The sequence below is a fragment of the Rhizobium sp. ERR 942 genome (genome assembly GCF_007828395.1).
Taxonomy (GTDB): domain Bacteria; phylum Pseudomonadota; class Alphaproteobacteria; order Rhizobiales; family Rhizobiaceae; genus Rhizobium; species Rhizobium dioscoreae.
On the sequence record NZ_VIUA01000014.1, the window covers coordinates 12,781 to 29,376 of the forward strand.

Consider the following 16,596-nt stretch of genomic DNA (forward strand, 5'->3'; position numbering starts at 1 on the left):
CGAGATCTCTCGTCAAATTTTTTGGAAAGGCCTGGAAGGTCGTCGGTCAGTGCCGCTCACGGTTGGGTCCAAAGGATGCAGCCCCAGGATCCCGAGCCCCAGATCGCGTCGGCAACGCCATTGGTCCAATTGACGCCGCCCCAATTGACCTGCCCCCAGATCGGTGGAGAGGCATCCTTGATCGCGGTTTGCTGAGACGTGCGATTGCCGTTCGGATCGTAGCCGTAAACGATGCATTTCGAGCTGTCGTAGAAGCCGGTGGTCAGCCGCCCGTTGGCGTCGTAACCAAAGTCGCTTGATTTCGAATCGGCAAACACGGGGATAGCACTCGCCAAAAGCGCAATCGAAACAACTATGTGGAAGCCGAGCTTCGAAAACATCGCTCTTTCCTTGTGAGAAATTTGTTTATTGTCGCACGATTTGCATCTTGTGAGTTTATGTTTTGATCGATAACTTTCGCAGGAATTGCAGCACTCCTCGGACTCATCCGATCCCGGCTGCGATGACATTCAGCGAAGCCCTCAGCGTTTGAAATAGCATTCTCATACAATAATCAGAAATACAATCCCGTAATAAGCGGGAATCGAAGCATTGTCTTCAGTTTTAAATCTGAAAAGAGGCATCTTTTCGGAGGTAAATTCCATTACTTATTCACATGTATATTTACCTATGTCACATCTTTATTTAATTATGCAATTTTCAATTGACGTAATTGTTTAATTTGTGCGATTAAGACGCGTCTCAATTGGCTTGCGCATTGCTTTCATCAGTTTCCAAGAGGACGCCTAATGCGATTAGAAAGCAACCTTGCACTGAATTTTGTGGCATCTGCACTCCTGGTAATGGTCTCCTCGCCAGCGATAGCGGCGTGCACAGTGCCTAATGTCTTGTCCAATGGCCAAACAGCCGACGCGACACAGGTGATGCAGAATTTTTCGGCCGTAGCGGGTTGCGCGAACGCGACCGCCCCATCAGGGGGCCAGAACACGGTTCAGTTCGAAACATCGAGCGGGAATCTGGGCGGCGTCGCCTTGACCGATGGTCAAGTTATCCTTGGAACCACCGGAGGCGCGCCGCAGGCCAAAACGCTCACGGCTGGTCCCGGCATCGCCATCATGAATACACCTGGCGGCATTTCGATCTCCGCAACAGGCAGCGGCTCGGCGAATGCGGTCGACTGGTTGAACGAAGCCGCGGTCATCAGGCCTGTGGCCGCCAACTTTTCCGTCGTGACATCGACGACAGCGCCGGCAGGCGCTTCCCTGGTGCCGACGGTCCGCGGCATGGCATTGACGACGACAGCCGTCGCGGACGGCACAAGCTTCATGGCCGAGACCGCTTCTCCATCGGGCCACTGGCAGGCGACCATGTTGGCGGTCTACTCTGGACCACTGGCCAACGCCAGCTTTCCAGCAATCGCTGTACGGGACTCCATCAGCCACCGCGCTGTCGAATTTGGTATCGGTGGATCGGGAACGACCTCTTATCAGGCGTCCTACACTAGGACGGTTGGAGGCCTGGGGCTCGATACGGTGCTCGGCCAGACAACGACGGTCGACGTGGGCCTGCCACCACCTTCGCAGCCTCTCTGGTCACGTGTGACCTATGACGGCACAAATCTATCGTGGGCGTTTTCCCGCGACGGCGAGGTCTTCTCTACCGTCTTTACCGTCCTTGCGGCCGACAATCTGTCCAACGTGGATCGAGTCGGCCCCGCCGCATTGTTCCAGCAGCCCATAAACCCAAGCTGGCCATCCGCCTACCACATTCTGTCCTGGCGCCTTGCCAGCATGTAAACCGTTCCCCAGCATCGAGGTTTCTCATGCCCAGAGTCCCGTTCCTCGCTCCGATCCTTTCCGTGATTTTCTTGACAACCGCCGCCGGCACCGCCCTCGCACAATGTGCGCTCCCGAACCAGCTTCAAAGTGGAGACTTGGCCGACGCGACGAAAGTAGCGGCAAACTTCACCGCCCTCGCCAACTGTGTCGATGCCCAGGTGCCAAGTGCCAGCGCGAACGCGGTGATCTATAATGGCGGAAGCGGCGCGCTCGCGGGTGTCCCGCCACTCACCGACGGTCAACTTCTTATCGGATCATCCGGCAATCCGCCTCAGCCTGGAACGCTCACGGCTGGGTCAGGCATTGCAATTACCACCGGTCCCGCATCCGTCACGATTTCGGCGACCGGCAGCGGTACAGGAGCTGCCGTCGATTGGTTGAACAAGGCTGCAGTAGTCAAGCCAAATGTTGGCTCATTTACCATGCGGACGACCACGACCCCACCGGCTGGCGCAGCACTAGCGGCGACGACCCGTGGGATATTGTTATCCGTGGCCGCGAGCGTCAACAATCAGGCCGTCATGGCGGATGTGCCGCTGCCTTCAGGGAACTGGCAGGCGACGATGCTTGCCGTCTATACCGGCCCGCTAAACGGATACATCCAGCCATCGCTGACCGTTCGCGATAGCACGACAAACAGGGCCGTTTCCTTCTCACAGGGCGCTAATGGAGGCGGTAGTTCGTATAGGTTTGACTATGTCAAGACATCCGGCGGTATTGGCTTAGACTCCAATTCGGGTGACACGTCATCTCGCGACGTTGGATTTTCGACCCCAAGCGAGCCCATCTGGTCGAGATTAACTTACAACGGAACGACATTCGTCTGGTCGTTTTCGCGAGATGGCGAGAATTTTACCGAGGCGTACTCGATATCTGCGACGGACTGGCTCAGCCAACTGAGCGCGATCGGCCCGGCAATTCTCTTCTACCAGCCGGACCATTCCAACTGGAACAGTGGGTATCACATCCTGTCCTGGAATCTCGCTTCGCTTTAATCCCTGAGAACGTCGGAGCTTTGCCATGGGCAAGACTATTTACCTGATATCAGCCGCTTTCCTGCTAGGTCTGGTTGGCGATGCATTCGCAGCCTGCACTGTGCCCAATCAAATCGTCAATGGAGGGGTGGTTGACAGCGCGCCAGTCATGGGCAATTTCAACGCCGTCGTTTCCTGTATCGGCAACACGGCGCCGGCAGGCGCGCAAAATAGCGTTCAGCTCGACAACGACAGCGGCGGGTTTGCCGCTGTCGGGCCTTTGACCGATGGGCAACTGCTGATCGGAACCAGTGGGTCGCCGCCGAGTGCAGCGACTTTGTCGGCTGGGACGGGCATTGCCATCACGAACTCCCCGGGAGGCATTTCAATCGCCACGACCGGTGTACTTGGCGGCGGCGGTGCAGACTGGCTGAATGGCACGGCGGTCGTCAAACCCGTTGCCTCCAACTTTACCCTGCAGACATCAACCACTCCGCCAACGGGAGCAGCAATTGCCGGTACCGGCCGCGGGATGGTGCTATCAACCACTGCCGCCGTGAACGGAGCGGCGATGATGGCGGAAATGACCGCCCCATCCGGGCACTGGCAGGCAACGATGCTCGGTGTCTACACCGGCGGACTGTCCGATTACTCCATGCCGTCCATTGCCGTACGGGATGCCGTCAACAACAAGGCAGTTGAATTCGGTATCACGGCCTATGGGCTTGCCGACTATCGCTTTGACTATTTCATTACCTCAGGAGGCATCGGCCTTGATGGGCGCGTCAATGATATCATGAGCCAGGATGGCGGCTTCCCGCAGCCAGCTCAGCCGATCTGGCAACGACTGACCTATGATGGCAGCAATTTGATCTGGTCGTTTTCCCGCGACGGCGAGTTCTTCATCCCTGCCTATTCCGTTCCGGCAACCGCTGTCCTCAGCAACTTGAGCACAGTTGGTCCTGCGGTCATATTTCCCCCAAACATCAGACAAACCTGGGCGGCGGCGTTTCACGTTCTATCTTGGAGTGTCGTCAGTCTATAACGCAAAAGAGCGGGACCATCCACCGTCGAACTTACTTCGAGATTCCTCGTCCGTAAGAACGGTCACGGATTCTTCTCCGCTGATGGCGCGCGGTTACCGTCGTCGGAGAATCGTCTTCGAGTGTTCACCCTAAGGGGAAATCGACACACGTTTATGTTTTTGTTCGACCTTAGCGTGTCTGCGGGAGCAGATGTTGTTCTGTCCTGCCGCAGCTAAGGTCGCTGGGTAATCGCGGTTGGCCGGATATGCCTATAGCGAAGCGGCGCGTGCCGGATCGGGAAAGAGCAGGTTCTAAAGAGTTCGCGCATTAGCAGCGCGATGTTTAGTTACCGTGGAGCCTCTCAACATCCTTCGTACCTTTAGCGAGACTTCATCCAGTGTTGCCATAACTCGATTGATCTGTGAGAGCGTAGCCGTCGTCTCTGATCCATAACTGACGGCGAGATACTCTCTGCTTGATGGGAGAGTTGCCAAATGCGCCGCTGTACGCTTGCGCAGAACCAGGCCAATATCCATTGCGATGCGGGTCCGCGCGTTAAGGTCGCGCTCAAAGCCGCAGACTGTCTCGCGATCAAGGCCGTTAGCCAGCAGAAGGGCATCCAGATAAAGCTCAATCGAGTGGAGAGCCAGAAGACGTCGCGGGAGGTGGTTGAGATTCGACACACCCTCGCCAAGCGCGTTGGCGGCGTCCCGGTATTGGGCTGCCAAATTTAGAATCCCTCGTACGTCCGCCTTGCCGGGATATGCAGGTCCATTGCCTGGTTTCGGCCGGCCCTTTTCCGTAAGGAGAAGGAGATCCTTCAGCATCGTCCACAGCGCGGGCCACGGTGCATCTTTGAGCTTCAGTCTGGCATCATGCATGACGATCAGGCAGTGGAGCTTTGCTGTGACTTCGATCAACGAGGAGGGCCGTGTAATCCACATGACACGTCCGGATATCCCAGCCCGTTCCGCGAGTTCTTGTTCTCGGGCGACGATCGCGCTGTATCCCAAGCGTCGATCTGCTTCTTTCCATCGCTTCCGACGCCGACGAAGCTCGGCTCGCGCCTGAGATAGAAGGTTGGCATCGAGCTGAGAGGCCATCCGATTGATGTCGGCAAAAGAGCGAACCTCGACGGTGCCATCCTTTCCGACATTCGGAAGCATAACGACCGGAAGACCGCCGGCCTTTTCGAGCAATTCCGCCTGCAGCTTTTCCTTAAGACGGATGACCCTCATGTGCTGCTGGTGGTACTCGTACCATCGAGGCCACATTTCTCTGACGGGCGTCGGACCACTTTCCCTTCGTTGCGGGCTTTCTGCAATCAGTGCGCTCAGCAGGCGCGCAGCGACGGGAAGCAGGTTTCGGCGATCGATGATGGGAGGAAGGTCTTCGCACGGGCCGTGCTCACGTTTTTCTTTTCCACGCGAAATTGCAGGCAAAGTTCTGCTATTCTCAGAATCAGCCATGATCTAAGCTCCAGCAAGCTAGATTGTGGTTAGGTCAGGCAGGGCGGTACGAACGCCCTGCTTGGCCGTCTGCCAGTTGAGCAGATTCTTGATTGTAACCGGAAAACTTGGCGGAGCAATAAGTTTCGCCAAAAAATGGCGATTTTAAATGTTAGCGGTTCAATTCCGTATGGCGCGAGCGGCTCTTGATTGGGGTATTGTGGAGTTTGCCGAGCGGGCAGGGGTTTCCACCAACACGCTTGTTCGCCTCGAACGGGGCGAAGAGCTGAAGCAATCAACTCTTGATCATCTGCGTACGGTATTGGAAGAGGCCGGTATTGAATTTATTGCTGAAGGTGATGATTGGTTTGGCGTGCGCGTGAGACGCAGCGGGAAGCCGACCTCCTGAAGCGCCGGTTCCGAAATCTCGGCGTTTTCACTACTAATCGCGACGCGGTCCCTCCGGCCCGGAGGCGAACACCCTTTCGATTGGAGTTTGCCGACCGCAGGTGCTTCGGGTCCTGCATAAACCGCCGCGGACATCGCCTTCGGCAATACATGCTCGAAACAACATGACTGGGCCAACATCATGATCGAAAGCGAGACGCGACAGGCGGATTGGCGCCGAGCAAACCCTGCAAAATACGACGCGCATCTGGCGGTCCAGAAAGCGTTGAAGACCGGGCAACTAGAAAAGGGTGTCTGCGAAGTCTGCGGCATTGAAGCAGTCGACGCCCACCATGATCAGTACGAACGCCCATTGCAGGTTCGTTGGCTCTGCCGACGCCATCACACGCGCCTTCACCGTTATGGGGAAGATATGTTCCCCATAAGGTCGTTTGCAGCTCAACGCGAAGGTTAGGAGCAGCGACTTGCATCATAAGGATGGCTTGTAGGAGGTCCTACGAACCTGCGCGTGATGGGCTGCCCACTTGCGCCGGAGCCGTTTCAAACCGGATCAAAACTCCCCTCAAATTCCGCATCGGCATAGTACCGCAACTTCTTGACCCACGCCGGCCGCTGCCCCTGTCTCAGCACGATCATCCTGTCGTCGGGTAGGCGCATGATCTCATCTGCGTTGATGAGATCACGCGCCGAGATGTGTTCCGATGTGGACTTCTTTCCCTCACTCCACGACCGGGTGAGGTACTGCGCGTCCGTTTTGCCAATCGACCGGGTGATAAGCTCGGCGGTTTCGATATCGTTGACCCCGAACACCTGGAGGATAGCGGCGTTCGACAGGAAAGTGCCGGCACGCTTGCCATAGGTGGCGCGCAGCTGATGGATGTCCTGGAGGATCGGCCAGAGCTGAACTCCATAGCCGGCCATTAGGCCCATGGCGCGTTCAACAGGAGCCAGATGGCCGAGAGCCGCGAATTCGTCGAGTAGGTAGAGCACGGGCCGGGTAGGGGAGGCCGGATCACGCGCCATGTCGGTGAGGCTTTGCGTGACCAGCAGCCGCAGCCATCGCGAATAGGTGGAAAGCCGATCCGGCGGCAGGACCAGGAACACCGTCGCATTGTCGCGCTTGAGATCAGCGAAGCGGAAATCCGATCGCCCGAGCGCGACCATCATGCGCGGACTGTCGAGGAAATGGGTATGACGCTGGGCAGCCGAGAGCACGCCGGCCGCCTCCCGATCGGACTTGCCGAGATGCCGATTGGCGGCGCGGGCAATCAGACCGCTCGCCTCTTCCATCTCCTGCATGACGGCGAGCAGAGTGGCGAACCGTTCTGGCGGAAACGTCAGATAGTCGCGTAGCGTTCCGAGATGTCGGCGCTCCGGAGATTCCGCAACGGCGATCGCGAGGATCAGCCCGGCAATGAGCGCCTTGGCCTCCTCGTTCCAATGCGCTTCCCCCGCCATGCCGGGTTCATCGAAGACGAGGGCGTCGGCAAGCATGCTTGCGTCCTCGGCGACGTCGAGGCCATTCGGATCGAGCGTATCAAGGGGATTGAAGGCGGCGGATCGTTGTCCCGTCACGCCGAATGGATCGAGGATATGGACCGGCCCGAACTGCGCGCGAGCGCGACCGGTGACCTTGGTATTCTCACCCTTCGGATCGATGCAGATCACCGATCGTTCGGCGGTCAGCAGATTGGGAATGATGGTGCCGACGCCCTTGCCGGTTCGTGTCGGCGCCATCGTCAGCAGATGCGCAGGTCCGTCATAACGCAGCAGCTTGTTCGTCACCGGATCCCGGCCGATCAGCAGGCCATGATCGCTGGCTGAGAGCGTCCGCAACTCTTTCGTCGTTGCCCAGCGGGCAGAGCCGAAGACGGCGGGGATCGGAGCATCCGTCATGAAGGCCGAGAGGAAACCGCCGACGCCAAATAGAAGCGGCAGATATTTGGCGACGGCGACGAGGAGGTGGCTGACTGGCCCATGCTCAATTCCGGCAACCAGATGGATGAGACCGTTGGTAAGCACGAGCAGTCCCGCAAACAGAATGCCGATGATCGCACCTGCGACGGCCATGACCGGCGCCTTGACGGTCAGTTTCAGCAGGCGGGTAAAGGTCATTTCTCGTTGCCAATTGTTTCCGGCGGGGAGGCCGGTTTGAGGATGTCGTCGAACAGAGCTTTGTCACCATCGCGGGTGAGGAAACCGGGTAGCTCCCTGCGCAACCAATCGCCCAGTCGTCGCGTGAAGTCGGCATCGTTGGAGTTCTCCAGCCGATGGAGCACGAGTGCGCCGAGCAGCACCTTGCGCCGCGTGTCTTCCGCGCGCGCCCGTTTGCCAAGACGCGCCTGCAGCGTCTTCTTGCGAACCTCCAATTCGGCGATGCGTTGTTCCAGGGTTTTGCGGGCCATTGTTATTCCTTCATGTCCGGTGTCTGTCACACTGTTCTGAGGAAGAACGAAGATTGCCGTTGCAGCGATGTGTTGCTTTCCGGCATGCTCACGAGACTACACGGCGTTGCGTCCGCAACAACCCTGAATATATGGGGGGAGCTGCCTCTTGCCTGATCCCGGAGTGGCGTGAGCGAAGCGAACAGAATTCCAAGGGCGCACTTACGAGTTGTGGAACAACTCAGCGTTTGCTATGCTGCAATTCGAACCGGGAAATTGTGCTTGGCGATTTATCATTGCAGCATGAAGACCATAGCCCGTAGCGGCGGCCGCAGCGCGGTCGCATCCGCTGCCTATCGTGCCGCCGTCAAACTCACCAATGAGCGCGATGGCCTGGTGCATGACTTCACCCGCAAGCAGGGTGTCGACCATGCGGAGATCGTGCTACCGGAAGGTGTCGAGGCGGATTGGGCGCGCGATCGATCCAGCCTTTGGAATGCGGTCGAGCGTGCCGAGGTGCGCAAGGATGCGCGGGTCGCGCGTGAGTTCGAGATCGCGCTTCCGCATGAGCTCACTCCGGAGCAGCGGCTTTCACTGACGCGGGACTTCGCGTGCGACTTGGCGAACCGCTATGGCGCCGCGGTCGACTTCGCCATTCACCAGCCGCAGGGGCAGGGGGACGTTCGCAACGTCCATGCCCATCTGCTGATGACGACGCGGGTAGTGGGGGAGACGGGGCTTGGCGAGAAGACCCTGATCGAGCGCGAGAACAAGTGGCTGTTGAACAACGACCAGCCGACCTCGCACATGCAGCTTCGCGATATTCGCCAGGCGTGGGAGCATCACGCCAATCGCCATCTGGTGCGCGCCGGTCTTGAGGTGCGTATCGACCATCGCTCGCATCTGGAGCGTGGGCTGGAGATCGAGCCGACCGAGCATATGGGTGTGCATGCCTCGCAGATGGATCAGCGCGGCATGGACGTGTCGCGCAGGCGTTTGGAAGAGCGCGCAGCACAGCGAAACGCCGCACTGATCCGAGAGAAGCCAGAGCAGGTGCTCACGATCATCACCGGCGAGAAGAGCGTGTTCGATCGCCACGACGTCGCCCGCGCTTTGCATCGCTATATCGATGACGATGCGCAGGCATTCCGCAATGCGTTCGCGGCGGTGATGGCGTCGCCGGCATTGGTCGAACTGCAGCCCGAGCGGGACGGGGAGCTGGCGCGCTACTCGACGCGGGAGATGATCGAAATCGAAGGTGCCATGGCCGAGAGGGTATCGAAGATGGGGGCCGCTCTCGGCCATGGCGTTGATCGACATCATGTCGATCAGGCAATAGACATACAGGACAGCGCCATCCGGGCAAGGACCGCGTCCTCCCTCTCCGGAAAAGTTGAACGCGGCGCGATGCTGCTTGTCGATCGCGAGCGTGCGATCGAGCGCTCGGGCTTGAGCGAGGAGCAGCGCCTGGCCGTTCAGCATGTCACCGGAGCGCAGCAGATCGCTGTTGTGATCGGGTTTGCGGGAGCGGGGAAATCGACGATGCTGGCGGCCGCGCGCGATGCCTGGGATCGCCAGGGCTACCGCGTTCATGGGGCCGCACTCGCCGGCAAGGCGGCGGAGGGATTGGAAGAGTCCTCCGGCATTGCCTCGCGCACATTGGCCTCGTGGGAATATGGCTGGCAGGCGGGGAACGGGGAGCTCGGAAAGGGCGACATCCTGGTCATCGATGAAGCCGGCATGGTTGGCAGTCGACAGCTGTCACGCTTCGTCGCGGAAGCGGAGGCGAGGGGAGCAAAGCTGGTGCTGGTCGGCGATCACGAACAGCTGCAGGCGATCGGCGCCGGTTCACCGTTCCGGGCGATCGCCGAGCGGGTCGGTGCGGTCGAACTCTCGGAAATCCGCCGGCAGAAGGAGGATTGGCAGCGCCATGCGTCTATTGCCTTCGCCACCCATCGCACCAGCGAGGGACTGGCGGCCTATGGCGATCGGGGCGGGGTTCAGTTCGGTACTGACAGGGACGAAACACGGACCGCGTTGGTGCGCGACTACCTGACCGATCTGGAACAGCGTCCGTCCGGCTCTCGCATCGCGCTGGCGCATCGCCGCGCCGACGTTCGGGCTGTTAACGCCGATATTCGTGCCGCGCTACAGGAGCGCGGGCTGTTGGCGTCTAATGCAGGTGAGGGGGCTGCCAAGAATGACCGGGACGCCGATACGCTAGGCCGCGAAGTGGTCTATCGGACCAATGACGGCAAGCGCGCCTTTGCATCCGGCGATCGTATCGTTCTGTTGGAGAACAATCGCGATCTTGGTGCCAAGAATGGTATGCTGGGAACGGTGCAAGCCGTCGAGGCGGACGCACTACACATACGTCTCGACGGCTCAGGCGACGGGCGGAACGGTGCCCGTGTCATCTCGATACCAGTCAATCGTTACCAAGCCTTTGACCATGGCTATGCGACGACGATTCATAAGTCACAGGGCGCGACCATCGACCGGGCTTTTGTCATGGCATCCGCCTCCATGGATCGGCATCTGACCTATGTGGCGATGACACGCCATCGCGACAGCGTGAAGCTTTATGCCGGGCGCGACGAGCTCAAGGATATGAAGGTGCTCAGCGCCAGCCTGAGCCGATCTGGCGCGAAGGAAACGACGCTGGATTATTTTGGTGCTTTCGCCGAAAGGCGCGGTCTGGCCGAAGAGCTTGGCGTCCGCAGCGAGATAGTCGTCAGCCCCTCATCCGGTCGGGATCATGAGCGGGTCGGCAAGCCAGTCGAGAAGGTCGAACCGCTTGTGCCGGCACTGACGACCCATTCCCGCGGTATCGAGGACGTGGCCCGTGAGAAAGCGCGGCCTGACTTCGAGCGTGCCATGGACGCGGTGCGCTCGGTTGGTGGGAATGTCTATATTGATCCGGATGGTGTTGCCGCGCGGCTTAGCCTGGCCATCGTCGATAAAGGCGTAGATGGGCACGTGCTGGCGAAAGCGGTTGCCGAGCGGCCCGAGCAGTTCGGGGAACTGCGCGGCAAGTCCGGGCTTCTCGGTGACAACAAGGAGCGCAAAGCCGCACGCCATTTTGCGAAGGGGCTCAGCCACCATGTCGCATCGGCAGGTCAGGTTTGGGAACGCCGCCTAGAGGCGGAGCGCCAATCGGAAACATGGAACCGCGAAAAACGCGATGTCATCGTGGTGCAAGGGCTAACCTCACGCAGCGAAGCCCTCCTGAAGCAGCTCGATGACTTGCCTCAGTCAGAAAAGCCGAAATTCCTCGAACAGTTGTCGGCTACGCCGGAAGGACGACAGGCCCTCGATGAGGCGAAGACGATCGTCCAGGCGCTTGAGCGGCGGTTCGGCAGTTCCGATCCACGCAGGTTGAAGAAGGAGAACTTGCGGCTTGGGCCAGAGGTTGCCGATAAGCTCGATCGTATCGAGACCATCGCTCGTATAACCGATCGAGCGCACAGGGCAGAGCTATCGCGTCAATACGAGTTGAAGCGGACCCTGAACAAAGGACTGGGATTGGGGATGTAGTTTACTAGCAGGTTCGTGTCCCGGGTAAGGCACCAGGCCATTTGGCTTCGACTGTCCCGACCCTTTTAGGCGAGGAGGGGGTCTGCTGCTGCAGGTGGAATCTCCAAGCGTCGCATTCATTGAAATTGTCGCTACTTTTTCTGATCGCCAACCCGGAACAAGGAGATCGTTATGGTGAAGCTTGCATATGTTTTAGGAGGACTGCTTGTTGTGATCGGTCTCGTCTGGATGGGGCAGGGCAGCGGGTATTTTCCATATCCGGCCGAGAGCTTCATGATCGACCAGTCGCCCTGGATTTATCGGGGAGCTGTGGTCGTCATTGTCGGCGTCGTGGTGATCGCACTGGCGCGACGCAAGCGGCCCCTCCCGTGATTGCACCTGTTCATTAGGGGTAACGGGAATCGTCTCACCGTGTCTGGGTGGTGAAATGGATCGCCAGGCGTCTCTCGCAAGGCAATCCATATTGCTTTGCAGCGTTTGCCGCTTGTAAAGCAAGGAAGTACCATCGTCTTCATCGTCTGCGATGCAGATGAGAAATACCTTGATACGATCTACAATGATGATTGGCTGAAGGAGCGGGATTTACTCAGCGAGGCTGCACATGAACGTATTCTTCGACGGCTTGATGCTTATCGGCAAGCGTAATAAGCATCTGCCTTAGGTTGATCTTCAGAGAAAAGTATTAAGTTTATAGAAACTGGGGATCTTCGAAACTACTAGCCTACAGTGGCCCCTTTATGGGACCTGGGATCAGTGAAGACTATGCGAGGAACGTGGCAAGCCGCTCTTTAAACTCGGTTTGGTTTTTTCTCTCGCAGTCCCATATCACCAGTAAATCCCACCCTGTGGTCTGCAACGTGGTCTGATGAGCTGCATCGCGCTCCTTATTGGATATAGTTCTGACCCTTCCTATTGAAGTGTAAAGCGCGCGGCTGCTGACGGGGGATAATTGAGACGCTGGAGGACGTAGAGACGATTTAACTCGATTCCGGGATTAGCTTGTTTAAACTCTTCAATGCATTTTAAAGCTTGGCCGGGAAGCCAGGCGCTGCACAGTTGTGTAGCTGTGTCGCCCGGTGAAACGATATACTTGTCTGGGACGGGGGCCATTTGATTCAATGGTGGCAGCGATATTGTCTGTCCAGGTTCGATTTTGTTCTTTTGATCCACGTCCAACAGATTGTAATAGAATCCGTTCCCATATGCAGCCGTCGCAATTTTCCAAAGCGTTTCGCCTTTGGCAACGGTGTGCATTTGGCGCTGCTCAGAGAACGAATTGATGAGCTTTATTTCGGTGTTGGCATCTGCCCATATTGTATCGGGCGACCAGCTCGGCTTGAGCTGAGCTGAGAAAACGACATCCAAGCTAGAGCTACCATCATCATCGAAATTCGTCAGGTCATCGTTCAGAAAAAAGGATGGTTGAATCGACCAAGCAAACTTCCGAACCACTTGCATAAAGTCGGTGTATTTTTTTGATGAAACCTTGCCATCGTCTTGCAAGAGGTAATTCGCTGCAATGATGCTATTGCCGGAAAAACGGTATCTATCGTCGAATTGGTTGAGGGACGCCCAAAATGGTGCAGCGGTCGGATTGACAGCAATCATGATCGGCGAGTTGATTAATCGCGCAACACCGACCAATAACTTGCCCACCAATGTTCCTGTATCGATTCCAAAAATGCTCTGGAGATCCACATTCCATTGTACAGTTGGATCGTTCGCGAGAAGTCTCCCGTTATATCGTCCCGGCTCGGCTGTTCGCTCAGTTCGGAAGCTGAATGTACCTGAAACGTTACCTGATATATCGCCAATATCAGTTGTCCATCCGCCGCCCCACGGCCAATCGCCGCATGCTCGTTGTTTTCCATCGAGCGCTGCGGAAAAGGTAATCAACTTGCCATGCCAGGCTAAAGAAGCCCCGCTTGCCGAAAAATAAGAGCAACCGTCCTGCTTAAATCGGTTTATTTCGTCGCGCAGTCTGATCATAACGGCCGTAACATCAAAAACTTGCACGAAATCGACGATGCAGATGCCCGATTTATCCTCCCGCAATCTGTACCCCCATTTTTTTATCGTCGGAGCCACATTGAGGAAATCGGGAGGGATCTCCATAGGCTGTCCGTATTGGAGCGAGAGACGGGCAATGTAATTCTGGAACGAAACGATTGCAGCAGGATTGACGAAAGGCATATCCGCGTAAATAGAAGGCTGCGAATGGCAGTTAACTTTATCCTCATTCGCGAGGACGTGGTTCGGCCAAAATGGAATCGTCAAAAGCGGGAAGATGGAAAGAAGCTTTGTAGTCATGGTTGATCGACCGCGATACAGCCATTGCTAGTGGCAATAATGGTCTGCTTTCCTATTCCCGGAACAACTACGCTTGCGCTTGACGACACGGTACCCCCATACTCTTTGGTGAGCTTCTCTCCACCAGCACTATTGAAGCTGATCTGGGGCGCTTTCTCCATATTCTCGAAGACAACGGCTTCCGAGGTGCCTAAGAAACTAATATCTGGCTTCCTCCGTGCCTCCACCGTTTTCGGGAGGCCGGTTACCATCTGCAGCGGATCATCCTCGTTCCTGGCGATACCGAACTTGTCGTAGATGTTCTGCGGAAGCTCGGCGCTTTTGATTGAGCAATCGGCCGTTTTGCCTTCGTTCGTTATAAGGTCGCCCTTCGAATAGACATCTCCGCGACCGCAGTTATCTTTTTCTTCGCCGATTCCATAAGTGTGTAGGATATCCGCCTTCTTTACTACGCCGCCTTGAGTTGTCGAACCGTCGAGTAGCTTTTTGAGCGGCGCCACTCCTACATAATAGCGTACGCCCAATGGCAGGCAGGAATTGCTATTTGGATTGTTCGAGTCGGTGCACCAACTTACACAAGAAGCCAAGGACGGCGATGTAACTGCCCCATAGATTGAAGCCGAACTGGTGGTATTTACCCGAATTTTGCTATAGCCAGCAATTTGATATTCGGATTGGAACCGGCAACTTGTTGCGGGTGCAAATACCGTGCATCCCATGAATGCGGTTCCGGGCGTCGTACCGCTTTTAGCAGGAACTGGGATCGTTCCCGTCTGCGGATCGAGGATTTTCCCGCTAAGCGTATCCCTCGTATTTACCGAAAAGGTAACGCTGTATTGACTGTCCGATCCATTTGATAAATAGGCACCTATCGAGTTTTCGCATGGGCACCGAGGTTCAGCACTTGGATTAGTTTTTGTGATCGAAATGGGGTTAATTTCGCCTTGATGAGGAGCGGGAGCGTCCCCGCAGCCAACGGCGAATGCTGTTACCCAACCGATCAATAAAGTCTGAGCGGCAAATGAGCATAGCTTTGCGCTGGGAGCAGCACGATGATTTTGAAACGCATTTCTTCCGACTCGCTGAGAGGGGCGCCATGGAATGGATGCGACGGCCAAAACTGCCATAACCAGCCATACGGTATTTAGGTGCCCAGGCGGCCCGCTCTCCCTGAGAAAATTTAACGAAAAATGGCTTGAAGAGTAGCCGGCCAAAAAAAGCTTGGCAACGAAACCAGGCGACGCTGTAGGTGCGGTACGGCGCGATATACCGACCAGTAATAACCCAAGGAGTAGGCCTTCGGCGATAGCTTCGTATAGAGAGACTGGATGTCTCAGAATGCCATGAGCATCCTGGACGCCCAACCAAAACGCCGTCGTTGTACCCGGAAAATCGCTGTTTACAAAATTGGCAACGCGAATGAAGAAGATGCAAAATGGTGCGGCTATTGCTATCTTATCAAGTTCAGTAAAGTAATTTAACTTGTTCAGACGGCAGTAAAGCAGCATTGCCGTACCAACTGCAATTACCGAGCCTATCGACGATATCCCCCCTGTGCGCTCGAGGAACGAGGTTGCAGCGGACCATACGCCCTCATGAGCAAATGCAAAGAACCTGCCGCCGATAAAGGTCGAAATTATAACTATGGTTGAAGTTGTAAAGCTTTTGTATATACGCGATATATTCGAGATATTTCTAAGCATAAAGCGGTCGAAGGAATAATATTGTAAAGTAAATATTATTACAAATGAAACTAAATATGAGACTCCATACCAATAGATGCCAAAATTTGACACACGGAATGCAACTGGCGAGATGAAGAATTCATCAACCATGGAATTACCCCAAATTGCATAAGAAAGTTGTCTCCGTTTTTTAACGTACTCGAATATTAACATTTGTCAATCCTAGTACTGCAACTATTCCATATCGCACCAATTGGAACTTAAGCGCAAAATCTCTCTCTAGATTACTAATTTTAGCTTTTTGAAATTGCGGCGTATCGCGGATCCGAGAGCTCACGCCAAGGTGCTTATATCTATACTTTGTCATTGATGGAAATTGCCAGCCGGCCTAGGAAGCGATGCCGCCGACGTGATCTTAGTACAACGGGGTCGGAACACGATTTGCTCCCGTTGACGCGCTAAGGCCGAACGGACGATGAACATCATGCCGCTTGGGGAAGTTTGGCGGGAAGCCTCAAGACCTGAATCCCTCTGGCATCTGTTGTTCGGTATCGGCCTTCTCGAAGGTGTGGAATTTCCATTCCTCGACGTTGCGAAGGCGAGTTTCAAAGTGCTTGCCCATCACGACAAACTGCGCAAAAACGTGATCGGTGGCACCACCGGTATCCATGAACGTGGAATTTGCTCGAGGGCGGTCACATGCTCGATTTTTCTGACACGAGTTTTTCAGCCCTTCGCTGTAGAGTTGGACGTTGATATTGATGACCCGACATACGCCGAACTAGGAGGCTCCAAAGAGCAACCGGCTGCGCTGCTTTGGCGTGCACTAACTTTCAGACTGAACTGGTTCCATCATCAATCGAGACGGTGACATACGCCCTGTCATACTCGGCCAATATTCGACGTTGTCCCGAACCCAAATGAGAGGAGCCCTCCGGTTGGAAACCGCACGCGTGAAAGCGAAAGGAGTCGGCCCGCGGCTGACCC

Annotated in this window: 14 protein-coding genes; 8 read left to right on the plus strand and 6 right to left on the minus strand. The window is 56.2% G+C overall.

Annotated elements, in window-relative coordinates; all coding sequences use genetic code 11:
• Positions 1 to 56: 56 nt before the first annotated feature.
• Positions 57 to 380 carry an RHS repeat domain-containing protein gene (locus FBZ97_RS32735; protein WP_145324314.1) on the minus strand — a complete coding sequence of 108 codons (324 nt, stop codon included), beginning with the start codon at positions 378 to 380 and terminating at the stop codon, positions 57 to 59.
• 651 nt (positions 381 to 1,031) lie between these two features.
• Between FBZ97_RS32735 and FBZ97_RS32740 the strand changes: the two genes are divergently transcribed.
• Genes FBZ97_RS32740 through FBZ97_RS32750 form a run of 3 tightly spaced genes read left to right on the plus strand, consistent with a single transcriptional unit; the run spans position 1,032 to position 3,857 of the window.
• Complete coding sequence (locus FBZ97_RS32740; RefSeq protein ID WP_246661928.1) at positions 1,032 to 1,796, plus strand: hypothetical protein; 765 nt, start codon at positions 1,032 to 1,034, stop codon at positions 1,794 to 1,796.
• A 26-nt stretch (positions 1,797 to 1,822) separates the two neighbouring features.
• Positions 1,823 to 2,833, plus strand: a complete 1,011-nt coding sequence (locus FBZ97_RS32745; RefSeq protein ID WP_246661929.1) for a hypothetical protein — start codon at positions 1,823 to 1,825, stop codon at positions 2,831 to 2,833.
• A gap of 25 nt (positions 2,834 to 2,858) precedes the next feature.
• Positions 2,859 to 3,857, plus strand: a complete 999-nt coding sequence (locus tag FBZ97_RS32750; RefSeq protein ID WP_145324312.1) for a hypothetical protein — start codon at positions 2,859 to 2,861, stop codon at positions 3,855 to 3,857.
• Between the two features lie 291 nt (positions 3,858 to 4,148).
• Here FBZ97_RS32750 and FBZ97_RS32755 read toward each other — a convergent pair whose 3' ends face one another.
• Positions 4,149 to 5,306 (minus strand): hypothetical protein, encoded by a 1,158-nt coding sequence (locus FBZ97_RS32755; protein WP_246661930.1) that lies wholly within the window; start codon positions 5,304 to 5,306, stop codon positions 4,149 to 4,151.
• 148 nt (positions 5,307 to 5,454) lie between these two features.
• On the opposite strand from FBZ97_RS32755, the gene FBZ97_RS32760 reads away from it, so the two are divergent.
• Both FBZ97_RS32760 and FBZ97_RS34930 read left to right on the plus strand, forming a co-directional pair.
• The gene (locus tag FBZ97_RS32760) at positions 5,455 to 5,694 is read left to right on the plus strand and encodes a helix-turn-helix transcriptional regulator (RefSeq protein WP_069613639.1); all 240 of its coding nucleotides are present in this window, start codon (positions 5,455 to 5,457) and stop codon (positions 5,692 to 5,694) included.
• A 180-nt stretch (positions 5,695 to 5,874) separates the two neighbouring features.
• On the plus strand, positions 5,875 to 6,147 hold the full coding sequence (locus FBZ97_RS34930; RefSeq protein ID WP_145324310.1) for a hypothetical protein: 273 nt from the start codon (positions 5,875 to 5,877) through the stop codon (positions 6,145 to 6,147).
• Positions 6,148 to 6,233: 86 nt separating this feature from the next.
• On the opposite strand, the gene FBZ97_RS32770 is transcribed toward FBZ97_RS34930, so the two are convergent.
• Together FBZ97_RS32770 and FBZ97_RS32775 are read right to left on the minus strand one after the other, a co-directional pair.
• The gene (locus tag FBZ97_RS32770) at positions 6,234 to 7,763 is read right to left on the minus strand and encodes a type IV secretory system conjugative DNA transfer family protein (RefSeq protein WP_246661934.1); all 1,530 of its coding nucleotides are present in this window, start codon (positions 7,761 to 7,763) and stop codon (positions 6,234 to 6,236) included.
• A gap of 41 nt (positions 7,764 to 7,804) precedes the next feature.
• Positions 7,805 to 8,098: a mobilization protein gene (locus FBZ97_RS32775; RefSeq protein ID WP_145324306.1), complete on the minus strand. Its 294-nt coding sequence runs from the start codon at positions 8,096 to 8,098 to the stop codon at positions 7,805 to 7,807.
• A gap of 261 nt (positions 8,099 to 8,359) precedes the next feature.
• On the opposite strand from FBZ97_RS32775, the gene traA reads away from it, so the two are divergent.
• Positions 8,360 to 11,614: a Ti-type conjugative transfer relaxase TraA gene (gene traA / locus FBZ97_RS32780; protein ID WP_145324304.1), complete on the plus strand. Its 3,255-nt coding sequence runs from the start codon at positions 8,360 to 8,362 to the stop codon at positions 11,612 to 11,614.
• 171 nt (positions 11,615 to 11,785) lie between these two features.
• Positions 11,786 to 11,986: a hypothetical protein gene (locus tag FBZ97_RS32785; protein ID WP_145324302.1), complete on the plus strand. Its 201-nt coding sequence runs from the start codon at positions 11,786 to 11,788 to the stop codon at positions 11,984 to 11,986.
• A 537-nt stretch (positions 11,987 to 12,523) separates the two neighbouring features.
• Here FBZ97_RS32785 and FBZ97_RS32795 read toward each other — a convergent pair.
• Positions 12,524 to 13,924 carry a LysM peptidoglycan-binding domain-containing protein gene (locus FBZ97_RS32795; protein WP_145324300.1) on the minus strand — a complete coding sequence of 467 codons (1,401 nt, stop codon included), beginning with the start codon at positions 13,922 to 13,924 and terminating at the stop codon, positions 12,524 to 12,526.
• Positions 13,921 to 15,822 carry a prolipoprotein diacylglyceryl transferase family protein gene (locus FBZ97_RS32800; protein ID WP_145324298.1) on the minus strand — a complete coding sequence of 634 codons (1,902 nt, stop codon included), beginning with the start codon at positions 15,820 to 15,822 and terminating at the stop codon, positions 13,921 to 13,923. The genes FBZ97_RS32795 and FBZ97_RS32800 overlap by 4 nt, the downstream gene beginning before the upstream one ends.
• A gap of 262 nt (positions 15,823 to 16,084) precedes the next feature.
• Here FBZ97_RS32800 and FBZ97_RS34935 point away from each other — a divergent pair, with 262 nt between their 5' ends.
• Positions 16,085 to 16,480, plus strand: coding sequence for a hypothetical protein (locus FBZ97_RS34935; RefSeq protein WP_246661931.1), 396 nt, complete (start codon positions 16,085 to 16,087; stop codon positions 16,478 to 16,480).
• Positions 16,481 to 16,596: the final 116 nt, after the last annotated feature.

Coding starts and splice junctions, on each gene's coding strand:
- FBZ97_RS32770 (WP_246661934.1), bottom strand. CDS start 7,763: ATGGCCGTCGCAGGTGCGATCATCGGCATTCTGTTTGCGGGACTGCTC.
- FBZ97_RS32785 (WP_145324302.1), top strand. CDS start 11,786: ATGGTGAAGCTTGCATATGTTTTAGGAGGACTGCTTGTTGTGATCGGT.
- FBZ97_RS32750 (WP_145324312.1), top strand. CDS start 2,859: ATGGGCAAGACTATTTACCTGATATCAGCCGCTTTCCTGCTAGGTCTG.
- FBZ97_RS32775 (WP_145324306.1), bottom strand. CDS start 8,098: ATGGCCCGCAAAACCCTGGAACAACGCATCGCCGAATTGGAGGTTCGC.
- FBZ97_RS32760 (WP_069613639.1), top strand. CDS start 5,455: ATGTTAGCGGTTCAATTCCGTATGGCGCGAGCGGCTCTTGATTGGGGT.
- FBZ97_RS32795 (WP_145324300.1), bottom strand. CDS start 13,924: ATGACTACAAAGCTTCTTTCCATCTTCCCGCTTTTGACGATTCCATTT.
- FBZ97_RS32745 (WP_246661929.1), top strand. CDS start 1,823: ATGCCCAGAGTCCCGTTCCTCGCTCCGATCCTTTCCGTGATTTTCTTG.
- FBZ97_RS34930 (WP_145324310.1), top strand. CDS start 5,875: ATGATCGAAAGCGAGACGCGACAGGCGGATTGGCGCCGAGCAAACCCT.
- FBZ97_RS32755 (WP_246661930.1), bottom strand. CDS start 5,306: ATGGCTGATTCTGAGAATAGCAGAACTTTGCCTGCAATTTCGCGTGGA.
- FBZ97_RS32800 (WP_145324298.1), bottom strand. CDS start 15,822: ATGTTAATATTCGAGTACGTTAAAAAACGGAGACAACTTTCTTATGCA.
- FBZ97_RS32735 (WP_145324314.1), bottom strand. CDS start 380: ATGTTTTCGAAGCTCGGCTTCCACATAGTTGTTTCGATTGCGCTTTTG.
- FBZ97_RS34935 (WP_246661931.1), top strand. CDS start 16,085: ATGAACATCATGCCGCTTGGGGAAGTTTGGCGGGAAGCCTCAAGACCT.